This is a genomic window from Helicobacter fennelliae (assembly GCF_900451005.1).
GTDB lineage: Bacteria > Campylobacterota > Campylobacteria > Campylobacterales > Helicobacteraceae > Helicobacter_B > Helicobacter_B fennelliae.
Genome location: NZ_UGIB01000001.1, coordinates 1,001,352 through 1,016,191, shown reverse-complemented (window position 1 = coordinate 1,016,191; position 14,840 = coordinate 1,001,352). Strand labels below are relative to the sequence as shown.

Here is a 14,840-nt window from a genome sequence, read left to right as displayed (position 1 = left end):
CCCTATATAAGCTTAGAGAGTTGTTTCTTGAAGCTTGCGATGATGATAAGTGCGATCGTGCCAAGCACAAACACATACAAATACCAAGGTATAGGCAATGGATCGCCCGCGGCATAAGAGTGCATTCCTGAGAGGTAATAATTCACCCCATAATAAGTCATCAAAATCGAATAAAACGCAACCACGCTTGCTGCACTAAAGATAAATGGCATATTTTTAAATCCCATAAAGCGCAAATGAAGCACGATCGCATAGATTCCGATAGAAATAAGCGCCCAAGTCTCTTTAGGATCCCAGCCCCAATACCTTCCCCACGATTCATTCGCCCAAATTCCACCCAAAAAATTCCCAATAGTAAGCATCAAAAGCCCTAGAATCATACTCATTTCATTAATAGCGACGATAGAATAAATCGCCTTATCGATATGAGGACGTCTCTGACTTCGCAATATAAACAAAATAAGTCCAAAAACACCAAGCATAAAACAAAGCCCCAAAAACCCATAGCTTGCTGTAATCACGCTTACATGGATATTGAGCCAATAAGATTTTAATACTGGAACAAGATTGCTAATTTGTGGATTCATAAACCCAATATGCGCGACAATAAGGCTAATCCCTGCTAAGAAACTTGCCGCACATAATGCCAAAAGATATTTTCTAAAAAACACAACCCCAGCAATCCCCGCCGCCCACGCGATATAAAGCATAGATTCATACGAATTACTCCATGGCGAGTGATCGGCGACATACCACCGCACGCCAAGCCCAAAGGTATGCACTAGCACACATAGCGCGATTAGATAATACAATCCTTTGTGTAAGGCTTTTGGCATAGGTTTGTCTTTGAGGATAAAGACAAGCACGAGAATAAAGCTCAAAATGCCTAGAATCAAATACGGAATCTGCAACACTTCAAAGATATTATAATGATTAAGCCAAATCTCCCAGCTTATGCGATTTTCTGAAATATAATCACTGCCTCCGTTTTGTTCTTGATACACTTCAAGAGCTTTGAGCCCAAGAAGCGCGTCTTTCCATGAATTTTCCATAACGCCTTTTTGGATTCCAAACAAAAGCATATCAGTAATTGGTGCTATCTGCTCCATAAGTCGCTTGTATTCTTCTTGTGGAATCTGCCCATTTGCTTGAAGCTGCATAAGCTCTGTGATAGAAAACCACCGCTTTGTTTTTATATCTGGAAACACGCGAAAATACAATAGATTCTGCACGCTTTTAATGATCTCATAGCTTTCATTGACGCGCAAGACATCTTTTTCAAAAGTGCCGTATTCGCTTTGTGGAATGTGCGCTGTAATATCAGCGACATAGTTTTGAAGTTTGGAAGTGTTTAGGCTAAGATTATACACATCAAGCCATGAGAGATAGGCTTCATTTGTATTTACGCCCAGAATCGATCGGAGTTTTGGGGTTTCAGAAGAGATGATTTTTATAGTCGCCCAATCATTTGGAAAAATCATAAATCCCATAAGCACTTGGATATTGCTTAGTCCTTTGTATCCATCTTTTTTGTAGATTTTATGCACGATATTCATAGCCATTGTATCAAGCGGTTCGATTCGCCCTTCGATGTTTTGGATTTGGATTCTGGCAAATCGCTTTGCAAACTCTTGTGAGTGATCTTTGAGGAGATTGATACGAGCATTAATCTCATCTATGGGAATCTTAACCTCGCGCTTCAAAGCACTAGCATGTGGATCTGTCTGCACGACTTGTGAGGATTCTTTGCCATGCATATCGATAGATTCTACTTTGGATTCTGCATACAGATCTGAAGTCATACCGACAAACACAAAAACACCAAACAAAAACACAGCGATTTGCTGCGATCGCAAAAATTGCGCCAAACTCATAAATCTCCCCTTTTTGTCAAAAAGCACAAGCAACGCACCAATGATAAGGAGCGCATATCCGATATAAGTTGGAATCTTGCCCGGATCTTTATTGACTGATAGCACGGTTGTCATCGAGCCATCTTGATTACCATAATACTGACTTTGATAGAATCTATACCCTTCAAAATCAAGCACATTATTCATAAAAATCCGAAATGGAAAGAGGATTTTGCCTTCATTATCCACAACTTCAACTTCTGAAGCATACGATGAAGGGCTTTCTGATCCGGCATAGGTTTTGAGCTCAAATTCCAAAAGACGAATGCTAAATGGTAGTTTTGCTTTTTTGCTTCCCCAATGCAGTGCCATCTTTAGCCCGCCAATCTCCACGCGAAGTGGATTGAACTCATACGAATTGCCATCGCCACCGATAAGCTGCACTTCTTTTGTTTCATCATTATAAGTGATTTTGAGTTTAAGCACCATTTGTGGATTTTTGCTTTTAGCGTGCGTATCAAGGATACTGATGTCGGTAGATTCTACTATAAGTGGTTTGTCAAAAAGCGTAGTTTTGGCTTTGAGTTTGGGCTTACTAAAAAGTGTGCCATAGGTTGTGATGTCGGCTTTTATGGAGGCATAATCTTTCTGCCATTGCTCATTAAGCCCTGTGATATTGAGATAATTCTCGCTTGTGTAATAATAATTTACACTCTGCCCTTCAGGAATACTCATATTTCCTTCATTGCCAAAAAATCGCGTAATGCCTGCGCCAATGATAATCACAACAAACGAAAAATGAAGCACCAAAGAAGCGTATTTTTTGCGCTGCCATGCGTTTGATTTGATAAAGCTAGCAAGTAGTGCCAACGCCAAATACATATGCAAAATATCAAACCACCACGCATTATAAATCATAGCCCTTGCAGCCACGCTTCCATAGTCATTCTCGATAAAAGTCGCTATGCCACAAGCAAACGCATAAAAAAACACAACAGGTAAAATCACCCAAAACGAATACAAAAATTTAAAATACCGCCAAAATGTAGAAGTTTGCATACATTGTCCTTATGATTGTGGTGTGAGATATTTTTGAAGTAATGATTTGAGCTTGGCTTCATCACCTTGAGCTTTTTGCCACTCACCCTCGCTAATAAATCGCAAAAGCGCGAAAAACTGCTGTGGAGGAAGGTAGCTAGGATAGCTTAGAATCGTTTTGCCATCGGCGTTTGAAAATACAATCGTAGGTGTAGGAAGGATATTATAAATTTCAGCAAGCTGCCTTGTGGTAAGCTCGTATTCTTTTTTTTGGATTGGGATTTTGAATGTGTGGAGTTTGGAGTAGCTAAGATTGATATAATACGCGCTAAAATGATCTTTTATGTAGTCTTTGAGCTCTTGATTGTTTTTTATATCTTCTTTGAGTCGCTCGCAGTATTGACAGCCATTTGCACCAAACACAAACATCATATATTTGTTTTTAGATTCTAGTGTGCTTGTATCTTGAAACACATCTTCAAGCCCTGCGTAGCTTTTTTTGTCTAAATCATTTGCTTGCGTATTTAGTGTGGCTTCAGAGGTGCTAATAGAATCTTGAGAGATTTTTTCATCTTTGCACCCACTAGCTAGTATAATCATTACAAGCAAAATACCTACTACAAAGTTTTTATACCATATTTGCATAATTTGCATACATACTCCTTAGTTTATTGTTTAGTGCATTATTGAAGTTAGGGGCATTTTTGGGCGATGAGATCAATAATCATCTGCGCAAATGCTTCAGAATCATTCATACACAAGCACACCCGATAATCTTTCACATTCAAAGATTTTGCTAATTTCGCGTATTCTATGCGAAGCTCATAATCCGTCTCGGAATTATCCACGCTAAAAGCGATAGGATAAATGATGATTTTTTTGTGTTTAGATTCTGCAATCACATCGCTTGTCGCGGGCTTTATCCATTTCATAGGACCGACTTTGGACTGATATGAGAGTTTTATCTCATCAAATGCCATTCCTCTTTGCTTGCAAATCTCAGAGATGATTTCTAGCCCCCTTTGGCATTGTTGCGGGTAAGTATCACCTTTATCAACGACATTTTTAGGCAGTCCATGCGCTGAGAGTATGAGGATAAAATCCCGTGCATCCTCGCCATTAAGCACGCGCTCAATCTCATCTGTAATCAAATGATAAAATGGCTCATGATCGTAATAATGCTCAATCACCCGAACGCGTGGCTTGTATTCTAGCTCTTTTAGATTCTGATGCACTTCATTAAGCGAGGAGTGGATCGTCGTGAAAGAAGACTGCGGATACATGCTAAATAGCACAATGTCGTTAATGTTATTGTCTTTAAATTCTTGCAAAGCATCTTTGGCAAATGGCGGTGAATAGCGCATCGAATATGAATATGTGCGTTGAGAATCTAGAGTGTTAAGCTTTTGGGTGAGGCTAAAGGTATGTTTGATGATAGGCGAGCCTCCGCCGATAGCGCGGTAAATGTTTTTGACATATTCAAGCCGCTTTGATACGATCGCCGAGCTGACTATTTTTCGTATCAGTGGGTTTTTGATAGGCAGTATCACAGGATCATTAAAGATATTTTTTAAAAAATTCTCCACCCCATAAATATCAGTCGGACCACCCATATTGAGTAATAATACTCCAATTTTCTGCACTCACACCCTTTAGTTGTTCTTTAAATATAACGCATAATAATAATACGCTAAGATTAATATTTTTAGTCGAATCATTGAATTAATGCTATAATTTCGCTTCCAAAGCCAAGAGCAAGCAGTAAGCAAGCCAACAAACCAAAGGAGAATCTATGCCACAAGATTTTGATATGACGATAAAAGCTTTTAATGATATGGTTTTTTTTCATAGCTTTTTTATGGCGTTTTTCCCGATACCATTTCTTATCAATATCTACACGCTTTTTACATACAAAACCTACCAAAAAGTGATTGTAAAAATATGGTTTGTAATGCCTATTATTTTTCTTTTGGTGGCTGTGGGTAGCTTTAGTGGGCTGTTTATCCTTGCAAGTATGCAGTGGGCTATGAGCTGGCAAGTGGTGGCGATGATTGTATATGTGGTGTTTGTATTTGCAGGTGAGATCCTAAGGCTAAAAAGACTCAAACTCGCCAAAACAAGCGAGAATCTTATGCGCTCATACATACGATTTTGCAAGATTTTATATATTTGTGATTTGGTTGGTGCGATTTTATTTACATTTAGGATTATCTAAATGCAATTCCTCTTCCACAAAGACGCCAAAAATCAAGAAATCACGCTTGAAGGCGAGGCATTTAGCCATATCTATCATTCACGCAGGACAGATAAGACTAAGCCCCTAAAACTCCGCAATCTCAAAGATGATATGCTCTATACCTATCATCTCATCTCTATTGGGCGCAAAAGTGCGACTTTGAGCTTGCAAGATTCTATCTTTTTGCCCAAAAAGCCATTGTCATTTAGCCACATTATATGGGCGATTACTGATGTCAAAACAATCGAAAAAACACTTCCATTTCTTAATGAGCTCGGACTCGGAAAGCTAAGTTTATTTTATGCTGCGCTAAGTCAGCACAATCAGAATCCAAATATCCAGCGGTGCGAAAAAATCCTCATCGCCTCATCACAACAATGTGGCAGAAGCAATGTGCTAGAAATCGAGATTCTCTCAAATCTTAGCGAAGTGCTTCATCTTTATCCAAACATAGCGCGACTTGACTTTGAGGGTGAAGCATTTGAGAGTGTATCAAGTCTTGATTCTGTGCTTGTCATTGGACCTGAGGGTGGGTTTAGCAAAGAAGAGCGCACACTCATTCAGACTGCCTACACGCTACCTATACCATTTATCCTCAAATCTCAAACCGCCATAATCACCGCACTTGCAATGGGAATCAATCGGAATCAATAAAATCAAATAAGATTCAATAAACAAATCAAACAAACCAAAATCTAAACTCATTTGTAAAGTGCAATCTCATATCATTATGAAGCTTAATGAAACCTAATGAGGCTTGGAGCTTTTAAGCCAAAATGTGCTATAAATGCAAATTTATCATAACTTTTTACCAGCCTATACTCACCTATACTTAATCCCAACAAGGAGAATAACCATGAATCCAGCAAAAACAAGGTATAACTCTTCGTTTTCTACAAAAACTTAAGAATGACGAAGCAGTGCGCGTAAGCTTTTGCAATGACAAATAGTTACCAAAACCAAACTTTAAAACTAAGGACACATTATGAGCGACTTCAAACAAAATCTAGATAACTTCATCTCCCAAGGCTATGATTTTGAGAGATTACAAGACTTTGTCTTAAGCACTTTTACCCAAGTTCATCTTGACCTGCAAGATTCCAAAGCACACAAGCTTGATACATCTTACAAGCACCTCAAATCCTACATCGAAGTTTTTAAGCCATTAAGTTTAGAATGGCTTTGAGCTAGGATTTTATGTCTTTTCCTGTGCGTCTATCAACGCCAAGATAAGCGTGCATAATGAGCTAAAAAGATTTGCAAGCAATACAAGCCTTGATCTTATCCTAGCAGTATTTTATGAAGAATCTGCCCCACAAAAATTCCGCTTTTCTCTCATCACCACAGGTTATGACAGCAAGACAAAAAAATACTTCTCCAACTTCAAACGACAAAGCTTTATCTTAGGGCAAAATATCCCAATCCTCACAGCCAAAAAACAGCTTTCATGGCTTCTAAATGCCAACACAAAAGAGCAAATCACCAAAGCTTTCGAGATAGAGCCTATCAACAAAGAGTTTTATAACGAGATAAAAAAAGCCTTTGATAAGATAACCACTCAAATCCCCACTTCAAAAATCATCACAGAATCTAAAGATGAGCAGAAAAAAGACTTCGCCCTCAAACTCATAGGCAGAGTGCTTTTTATAAGATTTTTAAAAGAGCTTAATCTTGTGCCAAATGAAGTATTTGAAACCCTCTTTGAAATACTCAAAATTTATCATTTCACCATAGATGAGCAAAGCCCAAGTGATCAAGAAGTAGGACTTGATCCCGAGCTTTTAGGACAAATCTTTGAAAACCTCCTAGCAGAGTTTAACCCAGAAACAAAAGAAAGCGCGCGCAAAGCCACAGGAAGCTACTACACTCCGAGAGAAATTGTGCGCTATGTGGTGTGCCAATCTCTCTTTGAAAGCTTCAAAAATCACGATTTAGTCATTGTAAGCGTTAGCGTTGCAATAGAGAATCTAAGCCCAACCCGTCATTGCGAGCAAACGCAGTGAGCGCGGCAATCCAGAATCTAAAACTCAAATAATGGATTGCCACGAATCTACTAGCGCAGATTCTCGCAATGACAAAATAGCAGATTCCACCGCAGAGCTAGAATCTAAAATCGACTCTTTAGTCTATAAACTCTACGATTTAACAGAATCTGAGATTAAAATAATAGAATCCTAAGCCGTCATTGAAAGCGTTGCGAAGCAATCCAGAAAAAAACAAGTGGATTGCCACAGCCCTAAAGGGCTTCGCAATGACGACAACACCGACAAAGTGGATTGCCACGCGGACAAAGCCGCTCGCAATGACATTCCAACTTATCATTGCGAGGGCTTGCCCGAAGAATCCACAAATTCAAAAATAATAAATATAAATTTTAGGCTTGATTAAAAAAATGCTATAGATATTTTGTGCTATAATCCCAGGCTATGAGTAAAAAGGATAGTAAAAAGAGAATTCAACACATTAAGGGTTTTTGGTGTGTTATTTCTTACTTCAATCTTTGGTGTGCTAGGCTACGCAGTCGCAAATTTAGAAAGTATCACATTTCTTAAAATGTGTATAGGTGTGGTTATACTCATTTTCTTAATTTGTGCTTTTGTATTTGTAATGCTTAAGCACAAAGAGCAAATCAAAATCTTAGAGGAGTTAGAATGATATATGGAATTATTTTGGTTGGATTTAGCCTTGTAGCATTGGCGTTTTGCACTTGGTTTATAGGTAAAAGCTTAGCTAAAAATAAATAGGGTGAATTTAATAAGCTTGTCAAATCAAAACCTCAAACCATCGTTGCAAATAAAGTTAGAATCTCATCAAAGGAGCAAAGATGACTATCGTGATAGAAAATGTCAAAGAAGAGTTTCTGCCAGCTTTGAGGGGTTTAAGCAAAACAATGAAAGCAAAAATGAGGACAAAAAAACCATGTCTGAAATAGCACAAGAGTGGAAAAATGAAAGCGAGCAGCTAGAAAAAGCCTACAAAGCAGGCAAAATCAAAGCTTATGAGAGGGCAAAAGAATGCATAAGGACATTTTCAAAGATGAGATATGAGATTATCTACTCAAAACAATACAATAAAATATAAAAAATATCGACAAAAACGACTTAGAACTCGTTGAAAATATCCTTGATAAACTCGCTAGAGACGAAACTCTAGAGCCAAAGCATAAAGACCACAAGCTCAAAGGCGAGTTTAAGACTTTAGAGAATGCTAGATAAAGCCTGATTTGCTACTTATCTATCAAAAACACAAACAACTTCTTATCCTAAAAGCTATCAATATCGGCTCTCACAGCGAGCTTTTTAAGTAAATTTCTTGTCATTGCGAGCAAGTGTAACGAGCGTGGCGTCTCAAGCGTAAGCTGTTTTGTGCAAAGCAAAATGAGTTGCAAGGCTAGCCCGAAGCAAAATCCAGAATCTAACCCTCGTCATTCTGAGGGCTTGCCCGAAGAATCTAGAAAAAGACAATCAAGTCAAGTGGATTCTTCGTTTTCTACGAAAACTCAGAATGACGAAGTGGTGCGCGCAGATTCTCGCAATGACAACACCGACAAAATAGATTGCCACGCCGATAAATCGGCTCGCAATGACAAAATAGCAGATTCCACCGCAGAGCTAGAATCTAAAATCGACTCTTTAGTTTATAAACTCTATAATTTAACAGATTCTGAGATTAAACTCATAGAATCCAAATAGTGTATAATGCCAGAATCTAAAAAGATAAGGAGTAAAGATGACTATCGTGATAGAAAATGTCAAAGAAGAGTTTCTGCCAGCTTTTAAGGGGCTTGCCAAAGGCGCGCAAGCAAAACTCACAACCAAAAAAGAAAAACCAAAGCCAAAACTTGTCAATGCTCTTGACAAAGCCATAAAAGAATACAAGCAAGGCAAAACTCATCTTTATAAAGACATAAACGAATATAAAGCAAAAATCGATGAGTAAATACCAAATCAGAGTTTCAAACTCATACAAAAACCAACGCAAGAAAATCAAAAAAGATGATTTAGCCCTAATCGATGAGGCGGTTACCAAGCTTGCAAATGGTGAGAAACTCGAGCCAAAATACAAAGACCACAAGCTCAAAGGCAAATACAAAGACTTCAAAGAATGCCATATAAAGCCTGATTTGCTTCTTGTGTATAGGATTATCGATGATGTTTTGGAGCTATATTTAGCCCAAGTTGGCTCTCACAGCGAGCTTTTTTAAGTAAATTTCTTGTCATTGCGAGCAAGTGTAACGAGCGTGGCAATAGAAAGAGAATCAAACCAGAATCTAGATTCTATGGCAAAAAGCCTTTAATCTTAGTCTTTTACTTTGACTTTTATCGCTTTTGTGCGTGCTTCAAAGTTATGGTTATACATCGCTTCTGCATACGCACCGCTTAAGATGTATTCGCCTTTGAGTGTGGTATTAAATTTAATATAAACTTTGCGTGTGCTTGAGCTATCGCCATTTCGGAGAGGCTCTATCCAATCATCAAAGAAAAATATCACACGATCGCGCTTTATATCCATATAGCTTAGGGCTGGATCATTGGCTATTGTGGAATTGTTTGTGCCCTCTTCATCTTCATCATTTTCATCATTATTGCTTTGTTTGATTCTGGTATTTTCGATTTCCCAGCCTGTTGGAATGATTTGCGTAAGGGCGATATTTTTAATCGGATTAGAGCTTGTATTTTGGAGGGTGATTTCTACATAAAATGTCTTTGAAAGCGGTAGATTCTCTGGATTTATAGGCATTTCTTTACCATTTGCATTGATTTCAAAAAATCGCCTTTTTATCTGGAGATTGTTTGTGATTTCTTTGAGGCTTAATGGATCGCTTTCAGGGATACCTTGCGTCATAAATGAGACATAGATTGTGTTGTCTTTGGCGGTAATGATGTTTTTTGTTTTATTAGAATCCGCAAGCATAAAGCGCGTAGGCTTAGAAATCGTGTAATCCTTGTCATTGAGGCTAAAGCGGACTTCTTTGCTTGATTCTTTGAGGCTACTTAGGGCAAGAAGTGTAGTCGCTATATCTTGAGTGCCCATCCATCGCTTTTCGCTCATCGTTTGTGAAAGCTCTTTGATAAGTGCCAAATCCGGCTTTTCATCGATGATATTTAAAAAATACGCACTCATCGCTTTGTGAGTAATGCTACTTCCATAGTAATAATAATCTCCGCCAATATCTGCATATGTATTTTGGTTTGTATGTGTAAGCTCATCAGCGACTTTAGCGCGGATCTCTTTGGCGATAGAATCTAGCCCGCTAAGCTTGTATGCTGCGCCTAGTGCTAGCTTTTGGCGCAAGGGAAGCTCTTTGAAATTTTTGCGGTAGATTTCATTCATCACAGCGATATTTGGCGTGCCATTGAGTGCGAGCAAAAAAAGCGCATTGGTTTTGAATTCAGATTTTAGATTTGCATTATTTGTGCGATTGAGCGCGTATTTCTCCCATGATTTGAGCGCATAGTCTGGAATCTCAAATCCCTTTTGCTTCGCAGTGAGTAAAAACAACGTCGCATACTCGCTTCCAAAGTCATGAGACATCTTAGAATCTATCCAATACCCAAACCCACCATTGCTTTTTTGGAAATTTAGGATTCTATTAATGCTTTTTTGTGCTTTTTGTCTGATTTGCTCGCTAGATTCTAGCTTTACGCCCTCAAATCCCAAAATCAAAGGCATAGTCGCGCTTGAGCTTTGCTCGATACAGCCATACATATATCCAAGCAGATACTGCACTTTGTCTTGGTATTTGGGTAGGAGGGGGGTTGGCGAGACATTGAGAGATTGGATTTGAGAGCCCGGAATGTAGGCTTGCTTTGCTTGGAGGGTGCGCTTATCGTGTTTGGTAAGCTCAAAGAGCTCCTCATCGGTGATGCTGGTATTTGGCGAGGTGATATTGAGCGTGTAGGTTTGGGTTTGGCTCACTTCGCCTTGCGAGGTTTTGGCATTCATTGTGATTGTGAGTTTGCTCTCACCAAGTTGTTTTGGCTTGACTTCGAGGAATTGCATCATTTGTGTGCGGTTTTGATTGTAAGTAGAATCAAGTGTCTTTATCGCCAAATCACCATCAAATTTAAAATTTACTTTTTGGAGTGTAACGCCCTCTTGCGCGACAACTTCAAGAGGCATAATCACTTTATCATCAATTTTTAGCTCGCTTGCAAGGTTTGAATAGAGGTTTGCTTTATCAGAAATGATTACATTAGATTCTGCGCTTCCGACACTTGTATCATTTGCGACTACAAGCATTACACGCACTGAACCTACATAATTTGGCAACTGATAAGAAATCACTTCCTCGCCTTGCTCGCCACTTACCCCGCTCACAAAATAGCTTAGATTCTCTTTGCGCTTTTTGCCTAAAGCTTGGCTTGATTGGTAGGACTCACCCTCGCTTCCGCCGATAAGCACGGATTGATGCACGATACCTAACACTTCAGAGATGAAATTACTATAATATCAACAATAGAGATTCCAAAAGCAAGCTTTTTATAGAGTCCTGCAAGCGGATCAGGGGTTTTGAAATTGATAATATCTAAGATTCCATTATCGACAATAGCAAGCGTGTAAGCCATTTTTTGCTTTTTGGGATTTGAGATTTTGATATGGAGCATAGAATTTGGCTTGACTTGCTCTTGGACTTGTATCTCTGGTTTGAGATCAAGGGCAGAATCCACAATCGGAATGGAGATAAGCCCAAAGCTTCGCTTTGAAGTGGCTGTGCTTGGATCAAGTGAGAGAAGTGTAACGCTTGCGTGTATATTTGGCGCATAGCTAGGAAGGATTGGTATTTGATAAGTGGTTGTTTTGCTCGCGTCTATGAGGTCGGTTTTTAGGATTTTGTCGCCATAGCTTAGTGTGATGAGGGCTTTACCTTGATGTTTAGATTGGAATTGCAAAAGAGCGTTTTCGCCGACATTGTATTTTGGTTTATCAAGCGTGAGGGCAAGTCGTGAGGGATTGCTTGCTTTGAGGCTTGCTTCACCATAAAAATCCGCCACAAGCCAAATAATCCTTGGGCTTTGCACTCCATCTGAAATCTCAACAAACACAGAATCATAATCCTGCACTAACGCACTTAAATCTTCTTTGATCTCTACTGGCTGCAAGGCTGATGTGATCTCGCCTTCTTTGATTAAGGTTGTGCTAATGTCAGATTTGATTTTGGCATTAAAATTTTCCATCATCACATCATAATCCCACCACCAATACCGATCGTTTTTGTAGATTTTGTAGTGAAGCTTTGTGTTAGCGATTGGCTTGTCTTCTAGGCTATTGAGTAGGATCACAGGAAGTGTGAATGGTTTTTGCATATCAATATAGCGCGATGGAACTTTCACGCCTATGACATTTGGGGCTGCATAAAACTTCACATTGGTTTGATTTATCACAGGGTGTCCTGTGTTTTCAAACACTTTGGCATTGATTGAGAGATTGAGATTTTGAGAATCAAGCTCATCAAGATTAAGGCTAAGGTGTGCATTGCCTTCTTTATCAAGATTGCCACTAAATTGCTTTGAGAATCCATAATCATTTCTGCTTGCGTTATTGAAAGAAAAATCTTTATATATTTTTGAGCTAAAGGAGAGTGCTCTAGCAGTAATTGTGGCGACATATTTGAGAGAATCCGCTTTTACACCGCTAAGATATATTGAATTAAGCGTAAAATCAAGCTGTTTGTCTTGTTGTTGGATATATGGCGCAGAATCTATATTGACTTTGATTTTATTTGGGATAATGTTTTCAACTTGAAAATTCTGCCGATACAAAACCCCGCCAATATTGACTATGGCTTGATAAGAGCCTGTCGCAAAGTTTGTATCAGTTTCAAATTTATAGCTATATAGCCCAAATCCAATGGGGTTTATGGTTTTGTCTTTGATGATTTTATCGCCTCGTGGATTGATGATAGAGAGTTTGATTGGGGCTTTGCTTAGATTCTGGTTGCGGATAATGGTATTGATATGAATATCTTCGCCCGGATTTATGATACCTCTGTCTGTATAGAGGAAGGTGTTTGTGTTGTTTGTGAGGGTTACGCCCGTTGTATCAAGCCCATCAAAAAATCCTTGAGGGGTTTTAAAATCAAGATAATTTATATCATTTCCGTATTGCGCGATGATGTAGAGTGGCTGTGATGATTTGTGGTTAAGCTTTACAAGCCCATTTATATCACTCAAGGCAGAATCTATAACTTGATTGTTTGTTGAGATGAGCTTGATTGTTGCGCCTTGTAGGGGTTTATTTGTCTGCACATTAAAAGTATTGACATAAGTTGTCGCCTTATCTTGTCGCACACTAAGCCCGATGTCTGATAAGACGATAAGCTTTTGGGAGTTGAGGTTAGATTCTATGTATTGTTCGCAACTATAAGAAATCCATTCGCCCTCATCATCTTCGTCTTCTTCATCATCATTTTGGCATGCTTTAATCGTGCCTGATACATTATCTCTAGATGTGGAGAGAGTAAGCACATATACGCCATTTTCTTTATTTTTGAGAAGCTTTGTGAGATCAAGGATTGTTTGGGTTTCATCTTGAGTGTTTGTATCAAAAGTGATTGTTTGGGTTGTAATTGTATCTGCTGTCTTTCCAAGCGTAGAATCTGATATATTTTTTGAATTTTCAGCAAATGAGTAATAATTATGCAAAAGCTCTGTGATGTTGTTTGGATAGATTTTGTGGATTTGGAGCTTTGAGGATTTGATATTTACGCTTAGGACGCCGATTTTGAGGTTATTTTTGCTTGGCATAATGATACCATTGCTTGCAAATGCGATATGGGGATTGAGATCTTTGAAACGCGCATTTATCGAAGTATTATAAGGCGCATCAAGTGTGATTTTGTAGTCATGTCCAGGGATAAAATTGCCAGTGAGTGTAACCTTGCTTCCATCAAGGATAGCTTGTGTGGCAATGATTGAGTCAGAATTTGTGGCTATTGTGATGAGATTTTGGATTGTATCTTGTGTGATGTTTTGGCTTTTTGGATCTTGGCTAAGGTAGATTTCTATGGTTTTTGATTTGCTGTAAGTTTGCACGCCAAGCACTTTATTTGCAGAATCTAGCTCTATTGTGCGGGTGATGTTTTTGTTGCTTTGATTTAGTAAGCTTAGCTGAAAGAGAAACTGAAGTGTTTTTTCGCTTTTTGGCGCATTGAGCGTGAGATTGAGGCTAAAGGGCTAAGTTTGTTTAATTTTGCTTGATACGCGCTTAGGGGCTTGTTGTTGATGAGTGTTATATGTTGGATTTGGGTTATATCGATGTTTTGATTTGCTGATAGGGTGAGTGAGATTTCGATGTGTGTGCCTTTGTCTTTGAAAGTCGGCAGTGAAAGTGTAATGTCAAATTTTTGCTTTGTGCTATTTATCGCGATTGCGCCTACAAAGATTCCAAGTGCTACAAGCACAAAGAGGAGAAAAATTTTAGATTTTATAAGAGATTTGAATGTTAGATTCTTATATTGTCTCATCATTGCTTTTTCCCCCTTAAGCTTCATCAAATATCAAGCCGAATAAAGCGTGTATTGTAGCATAAATTTTAAATTTAGATTCTTGTTTTGTGGTTTGTGTGCGACTAGAATGAGTAGTGAGACAAAAAAGCCAATGATGACAAAAAAGCAATGATGAAATGATGAGAGGATTTGGGTTATAATCACTTTTTGATTTTTAAGATATGCAAAATAAAAACATCATTATAAAAAAATGGAGCGCGCAAAA

General features: G+C 38.6%; 17 protein-coding genes and 2 pseudogenes. 12 read left to right on the top strand and 7 right to left on the bottom strand.

What is annotated here, in order from left to right:
* Positions 1 to 2: 2 nt before the first annotated feature.
* From ccsA to hemH, 3 genes are read right to left on the bottom strand one after another with little or no spacing between them, the layout of a single operon-like run.
* The gene (ccsA, locus tag DY109_RS04995; protein ID WP_023949674.1) at positions 3 to 2,912 is read right to left on the bottom strand and encodes a cytochrome c biogenesis protein CcsA; all 2,910 of its coding nucleotides are present in this window, start codon (positions 2,910 to 2,912) and stop codon (positions 3 to 5) included.
* 9 nt (positions 2,913 to 2,921) lie between these two features.
* Entirely contained in the window at positions 2,922 to 3,545 is a 624-nt protein-coding gene (locus tag DY109_RS04990) for a SoxW family protein (protein ID WP_023949673.1), read from the bottom strand.
* A gap of 38 nt (positions 3,546 to 3,583) precedes the next feature.
* On the bottom strand, positions 3,584 to 4,534 hold the full coding sequence (gene hemH, locus DY109_RS04985) for a ferrochelatase (RefSeq protein ID WP_051404673.1): 951 nt from the start codon (positions 4,532 to 4,534) through the stop codon (positions 3,584 to 3,586).
* A gap of 149 nt (positions 4,535 to 4,683) precedes the next feature.
* On the opposite strand from hemH, the gene DY109_RS04980 reads away from it, so the two are divergent.
* The 12 genes and pseudogenes from DY109_RS04980 to DY109_RS04940 all read left to right on the top strand — a co-directional run bounded on the left by DY109_RS04980 (position 4,684) and on the right by DY109_RS04940 (position 9,331).
* The gene (locus DY109_RS04980) at positions 4,684 to 5,106 is read left to right on the top strand and encodes a hypothetical protein (protein ID WP_023949671.1); all 423 of its coding nucleotides are present in this window, start codon (positions 4,684 to 4,686) and stop codon (positions 5,104 to 5,106) included.
* Positions 5,107 to 5,781, top strand: a complete 675-nt coding sequence (locus tag DY109_RS04975) for a 16S rRNA (uracil(1498)-N(3))-methyltransferase (protein WP_023949670.1) — start codon at positions 5,107 to 5,109, stop codon at positions 5,779 to 5,781.
* Between the two features lie 331 nt (positions 5,782 to 6,112).
* On the top strand, positions 6,113 to 6,313 hold the full coding sequence (locus DY109_RS04970; protein WP_023949668.1) for a hypothetical protein: 201 nt from the start codon (positions 6,113 to 6,115) through the stop codon (positions 6,311 to 6,313).
* 49 nt (positions 6,314 to 6,362) lie between these two features.
* Positions 6,363 to 7,130, top strand: coding sequence for a type I restriction-modification system subunit M (locus tag DY109_RS11440; protein ID WP_023949667.1), 768 nt, complete (start codon positions 6,363 to 6,365; stop codon positions 7,128 to 7,130).
* A gap of 70 nt (positions 7,131 to 7,200) precedes the next feature.
* A pseudogene (locus tag DY109_RS11435) lies at positions 7,201 to 7,305 on the top strand (hypothetical protein); the annotation flags it as partial.
* Positions 7,306 to 7,347: 42 nt separating this feature from the next.
* Entirely contained in the window at positions 7,348 to 7,515 is a 168-nt protein-coding gene (locus DY109_RS11430) for a hypothetical protein (protein WP_023949663.1), read from the top strand.
* Between the two features lie 90 nt (positions 7,516 to 7,605).
* Positions 7,606 to 7,782 carry a hypothetical protein gene (locus DY109_RS11425; RefSeq protein WP_023949661.1) on the top strand — a complete coding sequence of 59 codons (177 nt, stop codon included), beginning with the start codon at positions 7,606 to 7,608 and terminating at the stop codon, positions 7,780 to 7,782.
* Positions 7,783 to 7,887: 105 nt separating this feature from the next.
* Positions 7,888 to 8,208: a hypothetical protein gene (locus DY109_RS04960; protein WP_023949658.1), complete on the top strand. Its 321-nt coding sequence runs from the start codon at positions 7,888 to 7,890 to the stop codon at positions 8,206 to 8,208.
* 142 nt (positions 8,209 to 8,350) lie between these two features.
* Positions 8,351 to 8,434 (top strand): type II toxin-antitoxin system RelE/ParE family toxin, encoded by an 84-nt coding sequence (locus DY109_RS12585; RefSeq protein ID WP_376764470.1) that lies wholly within the window; start codon positions 8,351 to 8,353, stop codon positions 8,432 to 8,434.
* A 262-nt stretch (positions 8,435 to 8,696) separates the two neighbouring features.
* Positions 8,697 to 8,819, top strand: a pseudogene (locus tag DY109_RS12580) (hypothetical protein); the annotation flags it as partial.
* 37 nt (positions 8,820 to 8,856) lie between these two features.
* Positions 8,857 to 9,066 carry a hypothetical protein gene (locus DY109_RS04945; protein ID WP_023949655.1) on the top strand — a complete coding sequence of 70 codons (210 nt, stop codon included), beginning with the start codon at positions 8,857 to 8,859 and terminating at the stop codon, positions 9,064 to 9,066.
* Entirely contained in the window at positions 9,059 to 9,331 is a 273-nt protein-coding gene (locus tag DY109_RS04940) for a type II toxin-antitoxin system YafQ family toxin (RefSeq protein WP_023949654.1), read from the top strand. The genes DY109_RS04945 and DY109_RS04940 overlap by 8 nt, the downstream gene beginning before the upstream one ends.
* 95 nt (positions 9,332 to 9,426) lie before the next feature.
* On the opposite strand, the gene DY109_RS04935 is transcribed toward DY109_RS04940, so the two are convergent.
* The 4 genes from DY109_RS04935 to DY109_RS11420 all read right to left on the bottom strand — a co-directional run bounded on the left by DY109_RS04935 (position 9,427) and on the right by DY109_RS11420 (position 14,779).
* Entirely contained in the window at positions 9,427 to 11,556 is a 2,130-nt protein-coding gene (locus DY109_RS04935; protein WP_023949653.1) for an alpha-2-macroglobulin family protein, read from the bottom strand.
* Positions 11,550 to 14,162, bottom strand: a complete 2,613-nt coding sequence (locus DY109_RS04930) for an MG2 domain-containing protein (RefSeq protein WP_147291168.1) — start codon at positions 14,160 to 14,162, stop codon at positions 11,550 to 11,552. The genes DY109_RS04935 and DY109_RS04930 overlap by 7 nt, the downstream gene beginning before the upstream one ends.
* A 71-nt stretch (positions 14,163 to 14,233) precedes the next feature.
* The gene (locus tag DY109_RS04925) at positions 14,234 to 14,596 is read right to left on the bottom strand and encodes a hypothetical protein (RefSeq protein ID WP_023949650.1); all 363 of its coding nucleotides are present in this window, start codon (positions 14,594 to 14,596) and stop codon (positions 14,234 to 14,236) included.
* A gap of 30 nt (positions 14,597 to 14,626) precedes the next feature.
* Positions 14,627 to 14,779: a hypothetical protein gene (locus tag DY109_RS11420; RefSeq protein ID WP_023949648.1), complete on the bottom strand. Its 153-nt coding sequence runs from the start codon at positions 14,777 to 14,779 to the stop codon at positions 14,627 to 14,629.
* Positions 14,780 to 14,840 lie beyond the last annotated feature (61 nt).